Here is an 18,806-nt window from a genome sequence, read left to right on the forward strand (position 1 = left end):
ACTCGCGGCTCGGTGCCTTCTTCCAGAGTCGTTACGCCGGGTCGATACGGGAGACGCTGCCACCTAGGTCGAGCGTGTACAGCTCGCCGTTGCCGCCCTGTACGAACGAGACGACCTCGCCGCCGTTGACTCCGAGATCGCTCACTCCGATCACCTTGCCGTTCTCCATCTGCAGAGAGCGCAGGGTGCCGTCGCAGTAGTCGCTGAACACGTACTGACCCTTGAGGTCCGGGATCGCCTTGCCCCGATAGACGTATCCGCCGGTCACCGAGCAGCCCAGCCCGTTGCGGTCGTACTCGTGGATCGGCGGCACATGGTTCGCGGGCTCTGTGCCGCCCCGGAAGGGATGGCTGCCCTCCATCTGGGACCAGCCGTAGTTCTCGCCGCCCTTGCTGTCTGCCGGGGCCCAGTCGATCTCCTCCCAGTCGCTCTGGCCGACATCACCGATCAGTAGGTCGCCGGTGCCCGCGTCGAAGGAGAACCGCCACGGGTTGCGCAGCCCGTACGCCCAGATCTCGTCCTTCGCGTTCGGGTCGTCCACGAACGGGTTGTCCGGCGGGATCGCGTACGGCTTGCCGCCATGCGGGTCGATCCGCAGGAGCTTGCCGAGCAGCGTGCCGAGGTTCTGCCCGTTACCGTGCGGGTCGCCGCCTGAGCCTCCGTCGCCGAGCGCGATGTAGAGGTAGCCGTCGGGCCCGAACTTGATGTCGCCGCCGTTGTGGTTCGAGTAGGGCTGCGTCTGGGTGAGGACGGTGCGCCGGGTGTCCGGCTGGATCTTGCCTTCCCGTACGACGAACTCGTCCACGGTGCTGGTGCCTTCTAGGTTCGTGTACGAGATGTAGAAGTGCGCGAACCCCTTGTCGAACGCGATGCCCAGCAGGCCGCGTTCACCGTCGGTGGTGGTATCGCCGGATATGTCGAGGACCGGCTCGCCGAGCCCGTGGGCGTCCAAGACCCTTACAGTGCCCGCGCGTTCGGCTAACCAGACCGTGCCACCGGGGCCGGCGGTGCCGGCGGATGGATTCTGGGCCGTGGCCACTTCCGTGAGCACGACCTTCGCTGTCTGACGCGGGGCGGCGGGCTCGCCGGCGGACGCCGTGGTCAAGGCGAGGGAAGCAACAAGGCAGATGGTGCCGACGATCGCTGAGCTTCTGGTGCGAACTTTCACCGTGATCCTCCTGGAGGCGGTGAACGGGGGAGGTCACCCGGCTGCTTGGGCAGGTTCAGGGGGATCGCCCGCGCCAGCACGCAACCTGGGTGGGGGATGGTGTGCTACTGGCATGGATGAGGATACGGGGACAGAGATGCTTGGTGTGGACTAGGAATCCAGCCGTCTGTCTCCGTTCTGCTCCGTACCACGGCAATGCCCCCTTGCCGGTGAAGTGCACCGACAGGCAGGCGCCGCGGCCGTCTTCGCACTCTCCGACGCGCACCAGGGTGTGGTCCACCGGGTGGACCTACCCTTGGGTCATTTTCCCGCGTCAGGGCCCGCGCCGGGTGACGGGTCGGCGGTGGCCGGCCCGGGGCGGCTGCCGGGCTTCCTGCCGCCGTCGTTGGCCATGAGCCAGCTCGACAGTTCCCGCATGGCCGCGTCGATCTCGTCGTGCGCGTAATGGTCCGGGTCCCACCCGGCGTACAGGGAAATGGTGAGCGGAAGGCCCAGGCCGCACAGGGCGCGGGCGCGCAGGTCGAACTGCGGGTGGTCGACGACGACGCAGACGCCGTGGCCCGCGGCGGCCAGCGCCTGGGCCATGGCCTCGGACTGCGGTTCGAAGGCGGGCCGGAGCGGCGTGCCCTGTTCGTAGAGGGCGGTGTCGAGGGCACGCCGCACCGCGCTGGCGCGGCTGTTGACGATGACCGGGTGATCGAGCAGGCTCGCCAGTTCCAGGGCGCCGTTGCCCTCCTGGGCCAGCGGGTGGGCGGAAGGCATCTGGACGCTGATCCGGCGGCCGCCGAGGCGGCGTGCCGCCATGCCGCCGGGAGGCGGACTGGTGGAGATGCCGATGTCGACGTCTCCGGCACTCAGCCGCTCGTACACCTGGTCCGGCTCGCAGCCCCGGGCGTCGGAGAAGGGGCCGCCGCGTTCGGCGACGAACGGGGCCACGAGGTGTGTGATGGTGGAGACGGGGCAGGCCACACGGAACTGCAGCGGGCTCTGTCCCGAGACGGCCTGCAGCAGGTCCGTGCCGCGGGCGGCACGCAGGGTGAGGTCCCTGGCAACGGGCACGAAACGGCGTCCGGCCGCCGTGAGCTGGACCCCCGCGCTGGTGCGTCGCAGTAGCTCCGCACCCAGCTCGCGCTCCAGTGAGCGCAGTTGCCGGGAGATGGAGGGCTGGGCCACGTGCACGCGCGCGGCGGCCGCCGTCATCGAACCGGTGTCGACCACCGCGAGGAAATACCGCAGGACCCGCAGTTCCATCGTGCCTCCGTCGTACCACCGGGGGGCTCTCGCCACCGCGGCGTCATGCCTTTGGGATATGGCTGTGCAGCTCAGAAGGTACTGGACCGTATGGCCGGTGGGCTACGAAACTGAGGCGGACCGGACAACGCCGTTCGAACGGGCACCCGCAGCGTCGCGGTCAGCACAGGGATCGCACCAGGCCCTGTCACCGCGCACAGGCCGAATCCGCCGGCACCGCCGCTCACCTCCGGAGTCAGTCATGCCCTCAGCCACATCCACCGCCGGCCGCAAGGCCAGACGTGCCACCACCGCGTCCTTCATCGGGACCGCCGTGGAGTGGTACGACTTCTACATCTACGGCACCGCCACCGCCCTCGTGTTCGGCAAGCTGTTCTTCCCCACCGCCAGCCCCGCCGCCGGCACTCTCGCGGCCTTCGCCACCTTCTGGGTCGGCTTCCTGGCCCGCCCCCTGGGCGGACTGATCTTCGGTCACATCGGTGACCGAGTGGGACGCAAGAACGTCCTCGTCACCACACTGGTCCTGATGGGGTCCGCCACCACCCTCATCGGTGTCCTGCCCACCCACGCCACCATCGGCGTCGCCGCACCGGTCCTGCTCGTCCTGCTCCGTGCCGTCCAGGGCATCGCCGTCGGCGGCGAATGGGGCGGCGCCGTCCTCATGGCCACCGAGAACACCGAGCCCAAGCGGCGCGGTCTCGCCGGCATGTGGGTCCAGCAGGGCTCGCCGGCCGGGTCCGTGCTGGCCTCCCTGGTCTTCATCGCCGTGGGGCACCTGCCCGACGACGCGTTCCTGTCGTGGGGCTGGCGCATCCCGTTCCTGCTCTCCGCCGTGCTGGTGGTCATCGGTCTGGTCATCCGGCTGAAGGTCTCCGAGTCCACCGACTTCGAGGCGGCCAGGAAGCAGGAGGACGCCGTCCCGAAGATCCCCGTGGTCGAACTGTTCCGCACCTCCTGGCCCCTGGTCCTGCTCGGCGTGGGCGCCAGCGCGATGGGCATCTCGTCCGCCTACTTCACCAACACCTTCGTGCTGTCCTGGGCCACGAGCGACCTGGGTGTGCACCGGCAGACCATGCTCGACATCCTGCTGATCCTCGCCGTCATGCAGTTCCTGTGGCAGCCGCTCGCGGCGACGCTGGCCCAGCGCGTGGGAACCGTCCGCCTGATGACAGGCGCCCTGATCGCCAACATCGTCGTCGCGGTGCCGATGTTCCTGCTGATCGCCACCCGCGACAGCACACTGATCGGCGTCGGACTGGCCTTGGGCGTGCTCACCGGGTGCAGCTACTACGCGCTGCTGGCCGGCTTCCTGTCCGGGGCCTTCCCCGTGCGGGTCCGCTACACCGGAGTCTCCCTGGCCTACCAGCTGTGCAGCACCGTCATCGGAGGTTCCACTCCCCTGGTCGCCCAGTGGCTGCTCACCCGGGGCGGCGGCCACTGGCCGGTCGTCAGCTACTACATCGCGCTCCTGCTGCTGACAACGGTCTGCGTGCTGGCCCTGGCCCGGCAGCGCTCCGGCATCCGCGACGACGCCCCGGGGACCGGAACCCGGGAGCCGGAGGGTCTGCCCACCGTCGCCTGACCCAGCCGCACCCGCCCCCCTTTTCCCGAGGACCCAGTCATGCACCTGGACTCACTGTTCACCAACGGCCGCTTCACCACGCTCGACGCGGACCGCCCCGCCGCCCACACCGTTGGGGTCTTCGGGGGCCGCATCGTCGGCTTCGACGACGAGGTCGCCGGATGTACCGCCGCCCGCGTCCACGACCTTCAGGGCGCCCCCGTGGTCCCCGGCTTCAACGACGCCCACCACCATCTGAGCATGCGTGGCCGCCGACTCCTCCAGCTCGACCTGCGCGCCGGGACCGTCCCGACCCTCGACGCCCTCTACGCGGCGGTGCGGGAGCGGGCGGCCCGTCTCGGCCCCGACGAGTGGCTCTTCGGCGCGGGCTACGACCAGAACAAGATCGGCGCCCATCCAACGGCCGAGGCCCTGGACGAGGCGGCCCAGGGGCGCCCCGTGTGGCTGGAGCACGTCTCCTGCCACATGGGCGTGGCCAACACCGCGGCCTTCGCCCGCGCCGGTTTCACCGACCGGCTCGGCGTCCCGGACCTCGGCGGCGGCCACGTCGAACGCGATACGGACGGCAGGGCGGTCGGGCTGCTCCAGGAGACCGCCCAGCACCTGGTGACCCGGGCCTTCAGACCCTCCCCCGTGGACTCGATCGTCGCCGCCATCGCGGCCGGCAACGACCAGGGGGTGACGGAGGGCATCACCAGCCTCACCGAGCCGGGGATCGCCGCCGCCGAACACGTCGGGCACGGCCCGGCCGACCTGCACGCCTTCCACCGTGCCGTGGAGCAGGGCGTACTGAGCATCCGCACCACGGTCATGCCCTACATGACCGTCCTGCACGACATGGGCTCCGTCGGTGACGGCGCCGCCTGGTTCGGCCTCGATCTGGGGCTGCGCAGCGGATTCGGCGACGACCGGCTGAAAATCGGCGCCACCAAGATCGCCACGGACGGCTCCCTCATCGGCCGCTCGGCGCACATGTGCTGCGGCTACCACGACGAACCCGACAACGTCGGCTTCCTGCAGTTCGATGAGGACTGGCTGCACCGCACGATCGCCGAGGCACACCGGTGCGGATGGCAGGTCGCCGCCCACGCCATCGGGGACGCCGCCATCGACGTCGTCCTGGACGCCTTCGAAGCCGCGCAGGCCGCCCACCCGCGCCGGGACACGCGCCACCGCATCGAGCATTTCGCCGTCGCCTCCGACAAGCAGGTCCGCCGCCTGGTGGACAACGGCGTCATCCCCGTGCCTCAAGGACGCTTCGTCTCCGAGATCGGCGACGGCATGATCGCCGCGCTCGGCCCGGAACGCGCCGGCCTCTGCTATCGCATGCGCAGCCTGCTGGACGCAGGAGCCGTGCTCCCCGGCAGCAGCGACGCCCCGGTCGCGCACGGCAGCCCGCTGCTCGGCATCCACGACATGGTCAACCGCCGTACCGCCGGCGGAGCCCCCCTGGCCCCCGCCGAAGCGGTCACCCCCGAGCAGGCCCTGTACGCCTACACAGTGGGCTCCGCCTATGCCGAACACGCCGAAAACCGCAAGGGCCGCCTCGCCCGCGGCATGCTGGCCGACTTCGTCGTCCTCTCGGACGACCTGCTGACCGTCGACCCGCAACGGATCGACACCCTGACCGTCGGGGCCACGGTGATCGGCGGCGACGTCGTCCACGATGCCGGCGCCCTTGGCTGACGCACCCCTCCCACGCGAGTGCCGGCCGCGGCCGGGAAGCACGCCCCACGGAACCCCACCCGCGGACGTCCTTCCCGGCCGAGCGGCTTTCCTCGCAGGATTGGCGTTCCGCCTCGACGAGTTCAGCGAAGGACGCGTGCCGCTCGCTCAGCCCCCGGCACCTGCCCCAGCGGTATGCGGCCCACTCGCCGTCCTGGGCGGCGTCCCCGGAGTCGAGCAGCCAGTCGGCATATGGTCACGACAGACAAGGCGGTTCCCGCCGGGCTCGACGTGCGCATCACACTAGGCGTCCGCGATCCAGCTGCCGTGGAATCCCAGCGGTACCCGGCCGGGCAGGTGAATCAGGGCCAGCGGGTGGCCGCCGATGTCCTGGGCCGAGAGGATCACCAGGTCGGTCGCGACGCGGTCGGGGTCGTTCACATACGACAGAACGTAACCGTCGTCCTCGTCCCGCGCCCCGCACCGTGGCACGAACACCGGCTCGCTGACCGCCGCGCCCCCGGGGAAACGGTGGATCTGCCTGCTGCCGCGCAGCATGTCGTGCTTCACCAGGTAGTTGGTGAACTTCTCGTCCGGCGGCACGCCGTCGACGGTCTCGTACGCGCGCCACATCTCGGCCGCGCTCGCGGTGTAGGCGTAGCGATGCCGGCGTGAGACCAGGGATTCATTGATGCGGGGGAACTCCTGCGGACGGTCGTCCAGCCGGCTGCTGCGGACCCGGGCCGCGCGCAGATCGATCGTCCAGCGGTCGAGCGTCGGGGCACCGGTCGCGGAGGGCCCGCCCATACCGCGGCCGGCGGCGTAGAACGGCGCGGGGAACCCGGTGTACTCCACCACGACCGTGTCACCTTGGTCGTAGGCGTTGAGGGTGTGCGAGTAGTACACCGGGTCGATCTCGAACCAGCGCGTGGCGCCACCGGTGCGCGGCAACAGCCCGATGCGCATGGGATGTTCGTCGTTCCACACATACGGCACGATCGCGCCCGCCTCCGCAGCGGAACCGTCGAAGGTGATCGGCACGTCCACGATCACCACGTACTTCTCGGTGAGCGCGAAGTCGTGCATCATCGGCGCGTCCGCGACGGGAATCCGTGTGGTCCGCGCCAACCGGCCGGTTCGGTCGATCATGATGTGCCGCACATGATCCCAGGTGGGGTAGTACGTGATCGCGTGCAGTTCGTCGGCCGCCGCGTCGTACTTGGTGTGCGCGGTGAAAGCGCCCCGGAGAGTGGAGCGGAAGTCGTACGGGCGCACGGTGTTCAGCTCGCCGTCCAACTCGTACGGCAGCGGCCCACCTTCCTGCATCGCCAGGATGCGGCCCTTGTACGGGATCACATGCGTGTTGCACGCGAAGTCGTCCGGCGGGGCCTGACCCGGGTACGTCTCCCCCAGCTTCGCCGTCACCTGCGAGGACCGCACCCAACGGTTGCGATACCACTCCGCGCGCCCGCCGCGCAGCCGTACCCCGTGCACCATTCCGTCGCCGAGCATCCAGTGATGGGCACGGACATCCTCAATGCCCAGCGCGTTCGGACCGTTACGCAGGTAACGGCCGTCCAGGTCACGCGGAATACGGCCGGTCACCTTGAGACCAAAGACGGTCAACTCCTCGGTGACCGGCGCGAACGCCCCTTCCATGAACGGGGTCGCCCCAGTCACGCCGCTCCTCCCTGCTGCACCATTCCCCTGCGCCGCAGCCGTGAAGAAGCCAGGCCCGAGACCGCTCCCGACCACACTGCCCGCTGCCGCAACCACGGCCCCCTTGAGAAGTCTCCGCCGCGTGTGACGGGCCATCATACTTCCCCCGCTCCCTTATCGATGCCCGGCTCCGTCGGCCGGACCTGGTGACGGGAGCAACCCTCCTCCTCGCTCGCCCGTGAAGCAGTCGGCCCAGGCCCCGAATCGGGGGTGACGCTGGCACCACCCACAGGCTGCACTGGTCCGGCATCAGAGTTCGGTGGTCCAGACCCCGGCGGGATGCTGGTTCGGTGGCAGCCATAGTTGAGGCTGTGACTCCCGGTGTCGCCGATTCGCCTGCTCTTCCCAGTGAAAGCGGCCTTGCGCGTCGGGCCACGCAACTTGCAGGACAGGGAAGGGAGGCCGCCGGTAGAACCCGATGGCCCGCCCGAAGAAGATCCGGTACCAGCGCAGGTCGATGTCTTTGAGTACGACGTGGTGGCCATCGACAACGCCTTGATGGACTTGGCCGGTGCCCAGGACGACGCCGGAAGCGGCCATATCTCCGAATGTGTTGAGCATGCGGTGCATGGCGTGCACATCGAGCCCGAACATGGCCAGCTCAGGAACACCGTGAGTGTGCGACAGACCGATCGTGTAGGCGAAGCCCGGGCCGACCTCGTCCTCGGGAACCATGACAACGTGCCAGCCGTGTCGCCGCACATTGTCGATGATCGTCAAGCCCATCCGGTCTGCTTCGTCACGATCACCGTAGTCGTGGCAAAGGACACAACGGCACTCGAATGGATCACCAGTCATGTCCGCAGGCTACGGGGACAGCGCGCGGGCCGAACGACCGGGGCGCGTGGCCACACCTCGCATCCGAACACCGGGGTGACGCTCCGCGACCGCTCCCCCAAGGCCTGCGCCAGACACAAACGGGACCGGTCTTTGTGCTGGCCGCGACGGCCAGCACCTGGTCCGACGGCTTGCCCAGGGCCTCCGCGCGCGAAGTGCCCTCGTACCGTTCCCACAGCGAGGGGTGCACCGGCCGCGGCGGCAGCCCACGCAGGGCGGCCTCGTCGGCCGCCCAGTCGACGGCGCGCAGGCTCGGCTCCGAACCGTCGACGCCGACGACCAGGGGCAGTTCCATCGTGCTCACCTTCCCGCGCTCAAGTCGAAGACGATCCGGGCCTTGATCTCGCCGCGCAGCACGACATCGATGGACTCATTCACGGAGGCGAGCGGACGGGTCTCGTAGATGACCTTGGTCCGGCCGGCGGCGTGGAGCTGGAATACCTCGGCGAGGTCCTGCCGAGTGCCGACGATGGAGCCGATCACCGAGGTGCCGTTGAGCACGGTGTCGAAGATCGGGACCTGGATCGTGCCGTGCGCGGGCAGCGCCACCATGACGAGCTTTCCGCCCCGCCGCAGGCCGGAGTTGACGGCCTCGAACGCGGCAGGGTTCACCGCGAGCGCGATCGCCGCGTGGGCGCCACCGTGCTTCTTCAGCTCCTTGCCGACGTCCTGCTTGCGGGCGTCGATCACGAGGTCGGCACCGAGCTCGCGGGCGAGTTCGAGCTTGTCGTCGGTGACGTCGATGGCCGCGACGGTGGCTCCGGCGATCTTGGCGTACTGCAGGGCGAGGTGTCCGAGGCCGCCGACACCGGAGATCGCGACGAGCTGGGTGGGCCGGACATCGGCGACCTTGAGGGCCTTGTAGGTGGTCACGCCGGCGCAGGTCAGCGGGGCGGCGGCGAACGAGGGGACGCCCTCGGGCACGGGCTGGGCGAAGTCGGCCCAGGCCAGCATCTTCTCGGCGTATCCGCCGTCGCAGCCGTACCCGGTGTTGATCTGCTGCTCGCAGAGCGTCTCCCAGCCGGACAGGCAGTGCTCGCAGCGCCCGCAGGCCTTGCCGAGCCAGGGCACGGCGACCCGCTGGCCGACGGACAGGTGGGTGACGCCGTCGCCGAGCTTCTCGACGAGACCTACGCCCTCGTGACCGGGGACGAACGGCGGGGTGGGCTTGACGGGCCAGTCGCCATGCGCGGCGTGGATGTCGGTGTGGCACAGCCCGGAGGCCTCGACGCGGACGCGGACCTGGCCGGGGCCGGGCTCGGGGTCGGGGCGCTCCTCGATGACCAGGGGCTCGCCGAAGGCTCGTACGACCGCTGCCTTCATGATCTGTTCTCTCCTTCGGAGGGGCGCGTCAGTCGTGGGCGACGACGGCGACGGGGGCGGTGGAGTGGTGCAGGACGGCGTGGGTGACGGTGCCGATGTGGGCACCCATGGCGGAGCGGCGGATGCGGCGGCCGACGACGACCAGGGAGGCTTCGTGGGATGCGTCGATCAGGAGGAGCGAGGGGCTGCCGTAGTGCGACTGCTCGATGACCTCGACGTCGGGGTACTTCTGCCGCCAGGGGCGCAGCACCTCGCTCAGGGCTACGGCGTCGCCCTTCGCCAACTCCCGCTCGACCGCGGGCTCCAGAGCCATGCCATAGGCGTAGTAGGGCGGCGGGTTCCAGGCGTGCACGACCCGCAGCGGCACCGAGCGTCGCGCGGCGGCCTCGAAAGCGAACTCGATCAGCGCCTCGTCGGGGCCGGCGACGTCGAGACCGAGGACGACGGGACGAAACGCGGTGGCCGCGGACGGGATGCCTGCTGGGTCCATCTGGTGCTCGTCCGCGGCCTGCTCACCGGCGCGGACCAGGACGACGGGACGCTCGGTGTGCGCCACGACCGCGAGGCCGACCGAGCCCACCAGGAAGCCGCCGATCCCGCCCAAGCCGCGTGCGCCGAGGACGAGCAGCTCGGCGTCCTTGGCCGCGCGGGCCAGGGCTTCGGCGGGTCGTCCGGTGAGCTGCTCGGTGGTCACTTCGACTCCGGGGTGACGCAGCCGCAGCCCGTCGGCGGACTCGCGGGGGATCCTCTCGGTCCAGTGCTGGTGCGTCTCGGCACCGAGGAGCGGGGCCTGGGCCATGGGCTCCGGGACGGGCTCCCAGACCTGGACGAGCTTCACCGGCAGTCCGCGCAGTTTCGCCTCGCGGGCCGCCCATTCCGCGGCGGCGCGGCTCTCGGGCGAGCCGTCGAGACCCACGGTGATGGTGCGGGGCATGTTCTCCACCTCCTGAATCGGGGCCTCGAAGGGGACCCGATTCCAGCGTCGTGTCCGGGGGTCCTTCAGGGCAGGGGCCACTGGTCCTTCAGCGGGGACCATGGGCCCCGCGCACGAGTCGGCGGGACGGGTGTGGGATCGCAGCTTCCGTGACCTTCCTTGGCCTCGTGACCTGCATGTCTTAAATCTGTCTCACCATGGCTGTTGGGCCTTCGAGCAGCGCCGTGACGGATCACGTGGCCGGTGCGTCCGCGTGGGCCGGCAGCTTCCAGTCGCCTCCGCGGTCCTCCTTGGAGAACCGCGCGACCAGGTCGGGAATGTGGAAGAAGCAGGCCAGTGCGGTGGCGCTCTGGAAGGCGCTGATGGCGTGCTTGCTCATAGGCATGCCCACGCGCAGGATCTTGGGGTTGACCTCGGCCTGGATCTCGTCGACGAAGGGGCGCAGGACGCGATCGTAGTTCGCCAGGGCGGTGGACAGGTCGATGGCGACCCGGGCGGTGCCGATAGTCAGCGGCGCGGTTCCTTACTCATTGCTGATGCGGATGCGGTGTCCGCCGCCGCTGATGCGGACAATTTGCCGCAGCGTCGTGTTCTCGAAGGGCTCGATGAAGCTCACGGAGTTGCTAGGGGCCTGCGGGGGGGGCGCCCCAGGTGCGAACCCAGGCGGCCGCGTTCGGGGTGGAACCTTCCTGGCCGGCAGGGGTGTTGATGGCGCTGTTCATGGTGGTTGCCCTTCGGTTGTCGGGTGTCACGGTTGGTGTTTGAGGTCGGTGGTGCTCGAACAGCGCGGTGTCAGGCGGTCTTGCCTGCGATAGCGGTGGGAGCAAGGGGCTCGTCTGTGGGCTTCCGCGTCCAGAGCGATGCGCCGGCGCAGAGGAGGCCGATCAGGAACGGGTGGACGGCGCCGCGTTCGATGAGGCCGATGATGCCGATGGGGTTGTCGCCTGCGGCGACGATCATCCCGAGGTAGAGCACCATCGAGATCAGGCCGATCACGCCGACCGTGATCAGCGTTCGCCCCATGCGCGCGGAGATGCCGATGCGCTGCCGCCGGCGTCCGAGAACGATGGCGAGCACGTTCCCGCCGATGAAGCCGGCGAAGGCTCCCATGCTGTGGTATTCGCCGGTGCCATTGTTGAGGGCCTCGCCCGATCCGGGATACAGCGCGAGCAGGACGCCGCCGACCGCCAGCAGGCTTGCGGGGATGAGCGTTGCCCAGCGGCGCCTTCCCGACGGATCGCGCAGCGTGGCCACTCCGGCCAGGATCGTGATTCCGAAGAGGAAGAATCCGGTGTTCATCGCCCAGGCCAGCGGCGAGTACATGTACTGCCCGAACAGGGTCGAGGGCCCATGGACGCCGAGGTTGCTGATGAAGTGATGCGTGTAGCTGTAGGCGGGGTCGGTCCACGCTGCGGCGGAGATGAACTCCCCGAGCAGGAAGATCGCCGGCCCGGCGATGAGCAGCGCCCCCGCCACTCGCCGCTGCGCCGGCTGGCGCGCGCCGGAGGCGGGCACCTCGGGCTTCTTGGGTCGCGAGTCGATGGTTTCGGACATGGTTGTGTCCCTTTCTGATGGCCGGGTCGGCGTCTGGGCCGCTGAAGAAATCGGAGTTCGGGGACGACCGCGTGCTGAGCGCTGGGCCGAGTTCGTCGCATCCACGAACACGCTCACTACACTCACTCACTTACTATATCGAGACTACTTATTCAGTCAATGTGGTGAGTGCTCGGAGGTAGAGTGCGGAGCATGGTTGATGCGGCGACGGCGGGGCGACGTGAGCGCAAGAAGGCGGCAACGCGGGCGACGATCTTGGAGGCGGCGACGGAGCTATTCCTGGCGCGCGGCTTCGACGCGGTGACCGTGCGCGAGATCGCGGACGCGGCCGATGTGTCGCCCAAGACGGTGTTCACGCACTTCCCGCACAAGGAGGCGCTCGTCTTCAGTGACGAAGGTGAGCGGCATGAACGCCTGATCGCTGCGGTGAGTGGCCGCCCGGCGGGAACCTCGATCTCTGACGCGCTGAAGGCCCACTATCTGGCCGAGATCGCCGCGCTCACATCTGAGCCGCAGAGCCGGATCCTTGCCCTCATGGAGGACACTCCGGCTCTGATCGACTACGCGGAGAAGATGTGGTTGCGCCACGAGGATGCCTTGGTCTCGGCGATCACCGAAGATTTCGGGCTGCAAGAACCGAGCGAAGAGATCCGCTTCTACGTCCGGTTTGCCCTGCAGATTCAGCTGGTGGCGGTCCGCGAGCCTGTCCCGGCGGCAGCCATCGACGCAGGATTCCGCCTCCTCAACCAGGGGTGGGCGCCCTACGGCGAAGCCAAGCGGGATCAATAGAGCGCAACCTCTAAAGAGCCGTGAGGCACGTCGCCGCCTCGGCGATGACGTACCGCGCGGCACTGGCCGGACCGAGCGGTGGCTCAGTTCTCGGGGATGGCAAACCACTGGGCGGCGGCCTGCTCGAACGCGACGCGGTCGGGGGTGTCGCTCGCCCAGGCCACGACCCCGTCGGGCCGGACCAGGACCGCCGCCAGCCCGAGGCCATTGCGCACCGGACCGGATGCGTATCGGATCCGGCCTGCCCATCCCTGGGCCGCACCCTGCAGCGCGCCGTCGGCAGTGAAGTCGAGCGCGACGCCCTCACCTTGATGCATCAGGTCACCGAGCCGGGTGCCGTCGTCGAAGCGGAAGTCCGGGGCGCTGCTGCCGGCAAGCAGGGATGTGTTGCCAACGTCGTGGCGATTGAACAGCCCCGAAGTCCTGCGGTACACCTGGGTCGTCCCGTCGGAGGTGCTCATCAGGTCGCGTACCAGCTGGCGCAGCGCGGGGGCGTTGGGGCCCGGCTTCATGGTCGCGACCTGCGCTCGCGACCAGTCGAGTACCGCGGCGCCGACGGGATGGCGCTCTGTGGTGTAGCTGTCGAGCAGGCCCTCGGGCGCGTGTCCGTGCACGGTCGCAGCGAGCTTCCAGCCGAGATTCATGGCATCGCCGATGCCGAGGTTGAGCCCCTGCCCGCCCAGCGGCGAGTGGATGTGCGCGGCGTCACCGGCGAGCAGCACGCGACCCTTGCGGTAGGTCGTCGCCTGCATCGCGCGGTCGGTGAAGCTGGAAGCGAGGTGCACCTCGTCCAGCGTCACGTCGGTGCCGGAGATACGGCGCAGCACCGTCTGAAGGTGATCGCGGGTCAGCGGCTTGGAGCGGTCGAAGGTGCCGCCGTCGAAGTCCATCATGCCCAGGTGCCCCGGAAGGGGAGTGCGCAGGTACATGCCGTTCGGTGTCAGATTGAACCCGAGGGGCAGCTGGCCGGGGTCAGCAAAGGTGACCTGAGCGACGTAGCCGGTGAACAACGGCTCGGTGCCGACGAAGTCGAAGCCGGCGAGCTGGCGAACCGCGCTGCGTCCGCCGTCGCAGCCGACCAGCCAGCGCGCCCGGTACTCCTGCCCGCCCGCTGTGGCGACAATGCCCTCGTCGTCCTGGCTCACGGCTGTCACGGGAACGCCCCGGATGATCTCCACACCGAGTGCGGAAGCCCGCTCGGCCAGCACCCCAGCGACGGCCTCCAGGCTCGTCATGAAGCCTTCCATCGCCGGGCTGGGCAGCCGGGACGGGAGGGCGGCTGTGTCGATGTCGGCCGGATCGAGCGTCATGCCCGCGAAATGGCTCAGCTCGCGAGGGTCTGGCGCCTCGATCGCTTCGGGGTCCGCGCCGACCTTCTCAGGGTTGACGCCGGATGCCTTCGCCATCGTTTCCAGCAGCCCGCGGCGGTAGAACGTCTCGACGGATCCGGCGTTCAGGCCGCGCAGTCCGAGCGGAAGCGCCTTCGACGGCGGGTTGGAGTCCTGTTCGCGCTCAAGTACGAGCACGGAACAGCCGGTCAAGGCCAGCTCGTTCGCCAGGAACAGGCCGACCGGGCCGGCGCCCGCGATTATTACGTCGTGCATGGGAGTTGCCCTTCTGAAACCAATACGTGGGGGCTGCCCCGGCTCAGGTGAGGCGGGTCAGTGCAGGCGAGTGAGGCCGTCGATGATGACGGCGATGCCGGTGAGGAACTGCTCGCGGTCGTCGTGCTCTCTTATCTGGCCGACGATGGCGTGCATGAACGAGTAGTCCTCGGGGTCGAGTTCCTGCCACGCCGCCATGGCCGCGTCGAAGAACGCCTCCCGGTCCGTCTCGGCGAAGTCGGAGAAGTCGATCCCGGAGGTGTCCCCCTCGATGCGGGCGTTCTGGCTGACCGCCCCGAGGATGTAGTGCACGAGTGTCGAGGCCGCGTCGAACCAGCGGGCTTGCGGCACACCCAAGGCAGCCACCTGTCGGCCGATCCGCTCGAAGATCCCCACGGTCACCGGGCCCACCGGGTTACGGACGATCTGGAGCGTCAGCCGCGTAGCCAGCCACTGGCGCTCCGCGATCGCGTCGAACAAGGCCAGCGCAACGACGCGGATCTCATCCGCCGGCGCTGCTCCCGCCTGGGCGGCCTTCGTCGCCAGAGCGGCAGTGACGACTGTCTCGGTCGCCGCGTCCAGCAGATCGTCCCGCTTGCCCACGTGATACGAGATCGCACCGGACCCGGTGGACAGACGCTCGCTCAGTGCCCGGACCGTCAGCGCGCCCTCTCCGCCCTCATCGAGCAGATCGATGGCAGCCTCGATGATCTTCTCCCGGGAGAGCACCTGGTTACGCCGCTGAGAGCGGCCTGCTCGCGTTGTCATACATCCATGGTGACAGATTTGGTGCAGTGTGCCAATTTGGAGCGCCATACCAATTGGCCGTAGCGTGTGTCTTGGCGCGCTGCACCAGACGGGGCGGCGTCAGGACACCCCATGGCCTATTCGGAGGTACACATGTCCAAGTTGAAGATCATCGTGGGGACGACCCGCCCAACCCGCAACGCGGACCGGGTGGTGACCTGGGTCGAAGCCGCGGCCGCCGCGTACGGGGCGTTCGAAGTGGAGGTGCTGGACCTGCGGGACTGGCCGCTGCCGTTCTTCGCTGAGCACTTCGGCACGGTGGGGGACATCAACGACCCCGCCTACTCCCAGCCGATCGTCAAGGCATGGAACCGTGCCATCCAGGACTCGGACGCCTATCTGGTGGTGACCGGGGAGTACAACCACAGCATCCCGGGCGCTCTGAAGAACGCTATCGACACGGTCTGGCTGTCCAATGGCTTCCGTAACAAGCCGGTCGCGGCCGTCGGCTACAGTGCCGGGATCGGCGGCGGGATACGGGCGCTGGAACACCTCGCCCAGATCATGGTGGAGACCGAGGCGGTGCCGCTGCGCAACACCGTTGTGATGCCGTTCGCCAACGACGCCTTCGCCGACAGCGGCCGGCCTACCAACCCGGCCACCGACGCGGCCCTCCAGGTGCTCCTGGACGACCTCGCCTGGTGGTCAACGGCCCTGGAGCGCGCCCGCGCCGCCGGTGAACTCGTGCCCGGCCGCAACCGCCTGCGTGACCTGATACTCAAGGCCGAGACCGCCGGTGTCCCCACGGCCTGACCCCGGGCCACTTGCGTCCCACTGGTCGTCGCCGTACGACCTGCCCCGGCCGTACGAACGGCGGCCGAGACCCCACCGCCGAGAGGAAGGCGACTCCTGTGTCCGACGACCACTCCCAAGCCTCCGGGCCGGCCGACTCCGCTGAGCAGGCACCCGCTGAAGCGATGCCCACCCCGCCCCCGGGCCCGCTGTTCGTCCAGATTGAGTTGCAGGCCCGCCCCGGCAGGACGGACGCGGCGGAGCGAGCCCTGGAGAAGATCGTCGCGCCCACCCGTGCCAACCCGGACTGCCTAGAGTTCCGCGTCCTGCGCTACCGCGACGACCCGCGGGCATTCACGCTGCTGGAGCACTGGACGAGCATGGAGGCCACCGACGTCCACGGCGAGAGCGACTACATGGCCGAGTACATGGCCGCCAGGGAGGAGAACTTCGGGGTCCTCTCCGTCGCATTCATTCACGAGCTCCTGCCAGCGGCACCCGCAGCCTGACCCACGATCTCAGCTGCGCAGGCGCCCGGCGCGCCGGAGCAGGGCAACCGCTCAGCGCCGGGCCCCGGCCACCGTCGACGAACAGAGCGGCCCGGTGCGCTGGTTCGTCCCGGACAGTGAGGCCAATGTCGAGGTCGATATCACGGCCTCGGCGCGGTCGACGAGCTGCGTCGGGAACTCACCGGCCACGGCATCGTGTTCGCCCTGGCCCGGGTCAAGCAGGAATTGCTGAGCGATCTGAGGGCGTACGGCCTGGCGGACTCCGTCGGGAAGGACAGCGTCTTTCCGAGTCTTTCCGACGCTGCCGACCGCGGTGGCGGCGTACCGCGCCTGGTGCGCCGAGCAGTAGGCGCCAGGACCGGCGGGCGTTCCGAAGCCGGACGCCGCTCCAATGCCATCAGCTGGCAGTGAGGTCCGGCCGGATCAGCGTGCCCGACCTGCCGTGGGCGATTTCGTAGGCCGCATCCAGGGCACCGATCGCCGCCAGACCGCCGGTGCGCTCCACAAACCGTGCCGCGGCCTCCGTCTTCGGTCCCATCGAGCCGTCCGGGAACCCGCGGCCACGCAGGTCGGCGGGGGTGGCGTCGAGAACCGGCCGCTGATCCGGAGTGCCGTAGCGGTCGTAGACGCAGGGGACGTCGGTGAGGATGAGAAGGAAGTCCGCCTTCAGGTCCTCGGCGAGCAGGGCTGCGGTGAGGTCCTTGTCCACGACCGCCTCCACGCCGCTGAGGGCGCCTGTGTCGGAGTCGGCGGTGACGGGAACGCCCCCGCCGCCGGCGCACACGACCAGCGCGCCGTCCGTGAGCAATTCGTGGATGGTGTCCGTCTCCAGGATCCGTTCGGGCGCCGGGGAGGCGACGACGCGGCGCCAGCCGGTGGTGTCCCGGGCGATGTTCCAGCCCAGCTTGCGCGCCAGTGCCTTGGCCATCGGCGCGGAGTACACCTGGCCGACGAACTTCGTGGGCCGCTCGAAGGCCGGATCATCGGCCCGGACGAGGGTGTGGGTGATGAGCGCGGCGATACGACGACCGGGGAGGGCGTTGTGGAGCGTACGGGCAAGCAAGGAGCCGATCATGCCCTCGGTCTGGGCACCGAGCAGGTCCAGCGGGTAGGGGGCGCTGAGCGCGGGGTCGGCCGCGCTCTCCATGGCGAGCAGGCCGATCTGCGGGCCGTTGCCGTGCGTGACGACCAGCTCGTTTTCCTGTGCCAGGGCGGCGAGGGCGGTGGCGACCCGGTCGATGTTGGCCTGCTGGACAGCCGCGTCAGGGGGTTCGCCCCGGTGCAGCAGGGCGTTGCCGCCGAGGGCGACGACGATGCGCATGGTTCAGTCCTCCAGGGTGGCGACGAGCACGGCCTTGATGGTGTGCAGCCGGTTCTCCGCCTGGTCGAAGACGATCGAGGCAGGCGAGGAGAAGACCTCGTCGGTGACTTCGAGGCCGTTGAGGCCATAGGCCTCGAACAGCTCCTCACCGAGCCGGGTGCGCTGGTCGTGAAGGGACGGCAGGCAGTGCATGAACTTCACGTCCGGGTTGCCGGTGAGGGCGAGCGTCTTGTCGTTGACCTGGTACGGCAGCAGCAGTTCGATCCGCTCGCGCCAGGTGTCGGCCGGTTCGCCCATGGAGACCCAGACGTCCGTGTGCAGGAAGTCGGCGCCGCGGACGGCGGTCTCGACATCCTCGGTGAGGGTGATGCGTGCACCGCTTCGGCCGGCCACTTCACGGCATGCGGCGACCAGCGCGGATTCCGGCCACAGAGCCTTGGGTGCGGCAATGCGCACGTCCATGCCGAGCAGCGCGCCCATCGAGAGCAGGGAGTTGCCCATGTTGTTGCGGGCGTCGCCGAGGTAGCAGTAGCTGACGTCCGTGAGGGGCTTGGCGCTGTGCTCACGCATGGTGTGCATGTCGCACAGGCTCTGGGTGGGGTGGGCGGTGTCGGTCAGTCCGTTGTAGACGGGGACGCCGGCGTGGGCGGCGAGTTCGGTGACGATCGACTGGGCGGAGCCCCGGTATTCGATGCCGTCGAACATGCGGCCGAGGACGCGGGCGGTGTCGGCGATGGACTCCTTGTGGCCGATGTGGGTGTCGTCGGGGCCGAGGTAGGTGGTGCGGGCGCCCTGGTCGGCGGCAGCGACCTCGAAGGCGCAGCGGGTGCGGGTGGAGGTCTTCTCGAAGATCAGGGCGATGTGCTTGCCGGTCAGCCGTGGCTGTTCGGTGCCGGTCCGCTTGGCTGCCTTGAGGTCGTGGGCGAGATCGAGGAGGTGGTGGATCTCAGGGGCGGTGAAGTCGAGTTCGCTCAGGTAGGAGCGGCCTCGCAGGTCGATGGCCATGGTGGT

17 protein-coding genes and 2 pseudogenes are annotated in these 18,806 nt (G+C 69.2%); 6 read left to right on the plus strand and 13 right to left on the minus strand.

Going from position 1 to position 18,806, the window contains the following annotated elements:
• Positions 1–31: 31 nt before the first annotated feature.
• Positions 32–1,168, minus strand: a complete 1,137-nt coding sequence (locus tag ACFYTE_RS33735) for a PQQ-dependent sugar dehydrogenase (RefSeq protein ID WP_388718873.1) — start codon at positions 1,166–1,168, stop codon at positions 32–34.
• Between the two features lie 300 nt (positions 1,169–1,468).
• A complete protein-coding gene (locus ACFYTE_RS33740; protein ID WP_388718875.1) occupies positions 1,469–2,419 on the minus strand; it encodes a LysR family transcriptional regulator in 951 nt (316 codons plus the stop codon).
• A gap of 241 nt (positions 2,420–2,660) precedes the next feature.
• Here ACFYTE_RS33740 and ACFYTE_RS33745 point away from each other — a divergent pair, with 241 nt between their 5' ends.
• On the plus strand, positions 2,661–4,001 hold the full coding sequence (locus ACFYTE_RS33745) for an MFS transporter (RefSeq protein WP_388718877.1): 1,341 nt from the start codon (positions 2,661–2,663) through the stop codon (positions 3,999–4,001).
• 39 nt (positions 4,002–4,040) lie between these two features.
• Positions 4,041–5,687 carry an amidohydrolase gene (locus ACFYTE_RS33750; RefSeq protein ID WP_388718879.1) on the plus strand — a complete coding sequence of 549 codons (1,647 nt, stop codon included), beginning with the start codon at positions 4,041–4,043 and terminating at the stop codon, positions 5,685–5,687.
• 282 nt (positions 5,688–5,969) lie between these two features.
• Here the strand turns inward: ACFYTE_RS33750 and ACFYTE_RS33755 are convergent, their stop codons facing one another.
• From ACFYTE_RS33755 to ACFYTE_RS33785, 7 genes and pseudogenes are all read right to left on the minus strand, one after another.
• Positions 5,970–7,481, minus strand: a complete 1,512-nt coding sequence (locus ACFYTE_RS33755) for a carotenoid oxygenase family protein (RefSeq protein ID WP_388718966.1) — start codon at positions 7,479–7,481, stop codon at positions 5,970–5,972.
• A gap of 153 nt (positions 7,482–7,634) precedes the next feature.
• Positions 7,635–8,183 (minus strand): DUF4262 domain-containing protein, encoded by a 549-nt coding sequence (locus ACFYTE_RS33760; RefSeq protein WP_388718881.1) that lies wholly within the window; start codon positions 8,181–8,183, stop codon positions 7,635–7,637.
• Between the two features lie 148 nt (positions 8,184–8,331).
• Positions 8,332–8,517, minus strand: a pseudogene (locus ACFYTE_RS33765) (universal stress protein); the annotation flags it as partial.
• Positions 8,518–8,522: 5 nt separating this feature from the next.
• Entirely contained in the window at positions 8,523–9,545 is a 1,023-nt protein-coding gene (gene adhP / locus ACFYTE_RS33770) for an alcohol dehydrogenase AdhP (protein WP_388718883.1), read from the minus strand.
• 28 nt (positions 9,546–9,573) lie between these two features.
• Positions 9,574–10,479, minus strand: coding sequence for a universal stress protein (locus ACFYTE_RS33775; protein ID WP_388718885.1), 906 nt, complete (start codon positions 10,477–10,479; stop codon positions 9,574–9,576).
• Between the two features lie 232 nt (positions 10,480–10,711).
• The gene (locus ACFYTE_RS33780) at positions 10,712–10,858 is read right to left on the minus strand and encodes a hypothetical protein (protein WP_388718886.1); all 147 of its coding nucleotides are present in this window, start codon (positions 10,856–10,858) and stop codon (positions 10,712–10,714) included.
• 413 nt (positions 10,859–11,271) lie between these two features.
• Positions 11,272–12,033 carry a DUF998 domain-containing protein gene (locus ACFYTE_RS33785; protein ID WP_388718888.1) on the minus strand — a complete coding sequence of 254 codons (762 nt, stop codon included), beginning with the start codon at positions 12,031–12,033 and terminating at the stop codon, positions 11,272–11,274.
• A 192-nt stretch (positions 12,034–12,225) separates the two neighbouring features.
• Here ACFYTE_RS33785 and ACFYTE_RS33790 point away from each other — a divergent pair, with 192 nt between their 5' ends.
• A complete protein-coding gene (locus tag ACFYTE_RS33790; RefSeq protein ID WP_388718890.1) occupies positions 12,226–12,822 on the plus strand; it encodes a TetR/AcrR family transcriptional regulator in 597 nt (198 codons plus the stop codon).
• 83 nt (positions 12,823–12,905) lie between these two features.
• Here the strand turns inward: ACFYTE_RS33790 and ACFYTE_RS33795 are convergent, their stop codons facing one another.
• Together ACFYTE_RS33795 and ACFYTE_RS33800 are read right to left on the minus strand one after the other, a co-directional pair.
• Positions 12,906–14,426 (minus strand): FAD-dependent oxidoreductase, encoded by a 1,521-nt coding sequence (locus tag ACFYTE_RS33795; RefSeq protein WP_388718892.1) that lies wholly within the window; start codon positions 14,424–14,426, stop codon positions 12,906–12,908.
• A gap of 57 nt (positions 14,427–14,483) precedes the next feature.
• On the minus strand, positions 14,484–15,194 hold the full coding sequence (locus tag ACFYTE_RS33800; protein ID WP_388718893.1) for a TetR/AcrR family transcriptional regulator: 711 nt from the start codon (positions 15,192–15,194) through the stop codon (positions 14,484–14,486).
• Positions 15,195–15,326: 132 nt separating this feature from the next.
• Here ACFYTE_RS33800 and ACFYTE_RS33805 point away from each other — a divergent pair, with 132 nt between their 5' ends.
• The 3 genes and pseudogenes from ACFYTE_RS33805 to ACFYTE_RS33815 form a co-directional block, all read left to right on the plus strand.
• Positions 15,327–15,986, plus strand: coding sequence for an NADPH-dependent FMN reductase (locus tag ACFYTE_RS33805; RefSeq protein ID WP_388718895.1), 660 nt, complete (start codon positions 15,327–15,329; stop codon positions 15,984–15,986).
• A 98-nt stretch (positions 15,987–16,084) separates the two neighbouring features.
• Positions 16,085–16,474: a putative quinol monooxygenase gene (locus tag ACFYTE_RS33810; RefSeq protein WP_388718896.1), complete on the plus strand. Its 390-nt coding sequence runs from the start codon at positions 16,085–16,087 to the stop codon at positions 16,472–16,474.
• Between the two features lie 52 nt (positions 16,475–16,526).
• Positions 16,527–16,823 (plus strand): annotated as a pseudogene (locus ACFYTE_RS33815) (sodium-independent anion transporter); the annotation flags it as partial.
• A gap of 48 nt (positions 16,824–16,871) precedes the next feature.
• Here ACFYTE_RS33815 and ACFYTE_RS33820 read toward each other — a convergent pair.
• Together ACFYTE_RS33820 and argF are read right to left on the minus strand one after the other, a co-directional pair.
• Positions 16,872–17,795 (minus strand): carbamate kinase, encoded by a 924-nt coding sequence (locus tag ACFYTE_RS33820; RefSeq protein WP_388718898.1) that lies wholly within the window; start codon positions 17,793–17,795, stop codon positions 16,872–16,874.
• A 3-nt stretch (positions 17,796–17,798) separates the two neighbouring features.
• Positions 17,799–18,800, minus strand: a complete 1,002-nt coding sequence (argF, locus tag ACFYTE_RS33825) for an ornithine carbamoyltransferase (RefSeq protein WP_388718900.1) — start codon at positions 18,798–18,800, stop codon at positions 17,799–17,801.
• Positions 18,801–18,806 lie beyond the last annotated feature (6 nt).

Origin of the sequence: Streptomyces sp. NPDC004629, assembly GCF_042873595.1 — a bacterium.
Classification (GTDB): domain Bacteria; phylum Actinomycetota; class Actinomycetes; order Streptomycetales; family Streptomycetaceae; genus Streptomyces.

What these genes read in the sequence shown, in the direction of transcription:
- ACFYTE_RS33795 (WP_388718892.1), bottom strand. Translation starts at nt 14,426, where the DNA reads ATGCACGACGTAATAATCGCGGGCGCCGGCCCGGTCGGCCTGTTCCTG.
- ACFYTE_RS33800 (WP_388718893.1), bottom strand. Translation starts at nt 15,194, where the DNA reads ATGACAACGCGAGCAGGCCGCTCTCAGCGGCGTAACCAGGTGCTCTCC.
- ACFYTE_RS33790 (WP_388718890.1), top strand. Translation starts at nt 12,226, where the DNA reads ATGGTTGATGCGGCGACGGCGGGGCGACGTGAGCGCAAGAAGGCGGCA.
- ACFYTE_RS33745 (WP_388718877.1), top strand. Translation starts at nt 2,661, where the DNA reads ATGCCCTCAGCCACATCCACCGCCGGCCGCAAGGCCAGACGTGCCACC.
- ACFYTE_RS33820 (WP_388718898.1), bottom strand. Translation starts at nt 17,795, where the DNA reads ATGCGCATCGTCGTCGCCCTCGGCGGCAACGCCCTGCTGCACCGGGGC.
- ACFYTE_RS33755 (WP_388718966.1), bottom strand. Translation starts at nt 7,481, where the DNA reads ATGGCCCGTCACACGCGGCGGAGACTTCTCAAGGGGGCCGTGGTTGCG.
- ACFYTE_RS33775 (WP_388718885.1), bottom strand. Translation starts at nt 10,479, where the DNA reads ATGCCCCGCACCATCACCGTGGGTCTCGACGGCTCGCCCGAGAGCCGC.
- adhP (WP_388718883.1), bottom strand. Translation starts at nt 9,545, where the DNA reads ATGAAGGCAGCGGTCGTACGAGCCTTCGGCGAGCCCCTGGTCATCGAG.
- argF (WP_388718900.1), bottom strand. Translation starts at nt 18,800, where the DNA reads ATGGCCATCGACCTGCGAGGCCGCTCCTACCTGAGCGAACTCGACTTC.
- ACFYTE_RS33760 (WP_388718881.1), bottom strand. Translation starts at nt 8,183, where the DNA reads ATGACTGGTGATCCATTCGAGTGCCGTTGTGTCCTTTGCCACGACTAC.
- ACFYTE_RS33805 (WP_388718895.1), top strand. Translation starts at nt 15,327, where the DNA reads ATGTCCAAGTTGAAGATCATCGTGGGGACGACCCGCCCAACCCGCAAC.
- ACFYTE_RS33740 (WP_388718875.1), bottom strand. Translation starts at nt 2,419, where the DNA reads ATGGAACTGCGGGTCCTGCGGTATTTCCTCGCGGTGGTCGACACCGGT.
- ACFYTE_RS33750 (WP_388718879.1), top strand. Translation starts at nt 4,041, where the DNA reads ATGCACCTGGACTCACTGTTCACCAACGGCCGCTTCACCACGCTCGAC.
- ACFYTE_RS33780 (WP_388718886.1), bottom strand. Translation starts at nt 10,858, where the DNA reads ATGAGCAAGCACGCCATCAGCGCCTTCCAGAGCGCCACCGCACTGGCC.
- ACFYTE_RS33785 (WP_388718888.1), bottom strand. Translation starts at nt 12,033, where the DNA reads ATGTCCGAAACCATCGACTCGCGACCCAAGAAGCCCGAGGTGCCCGCC.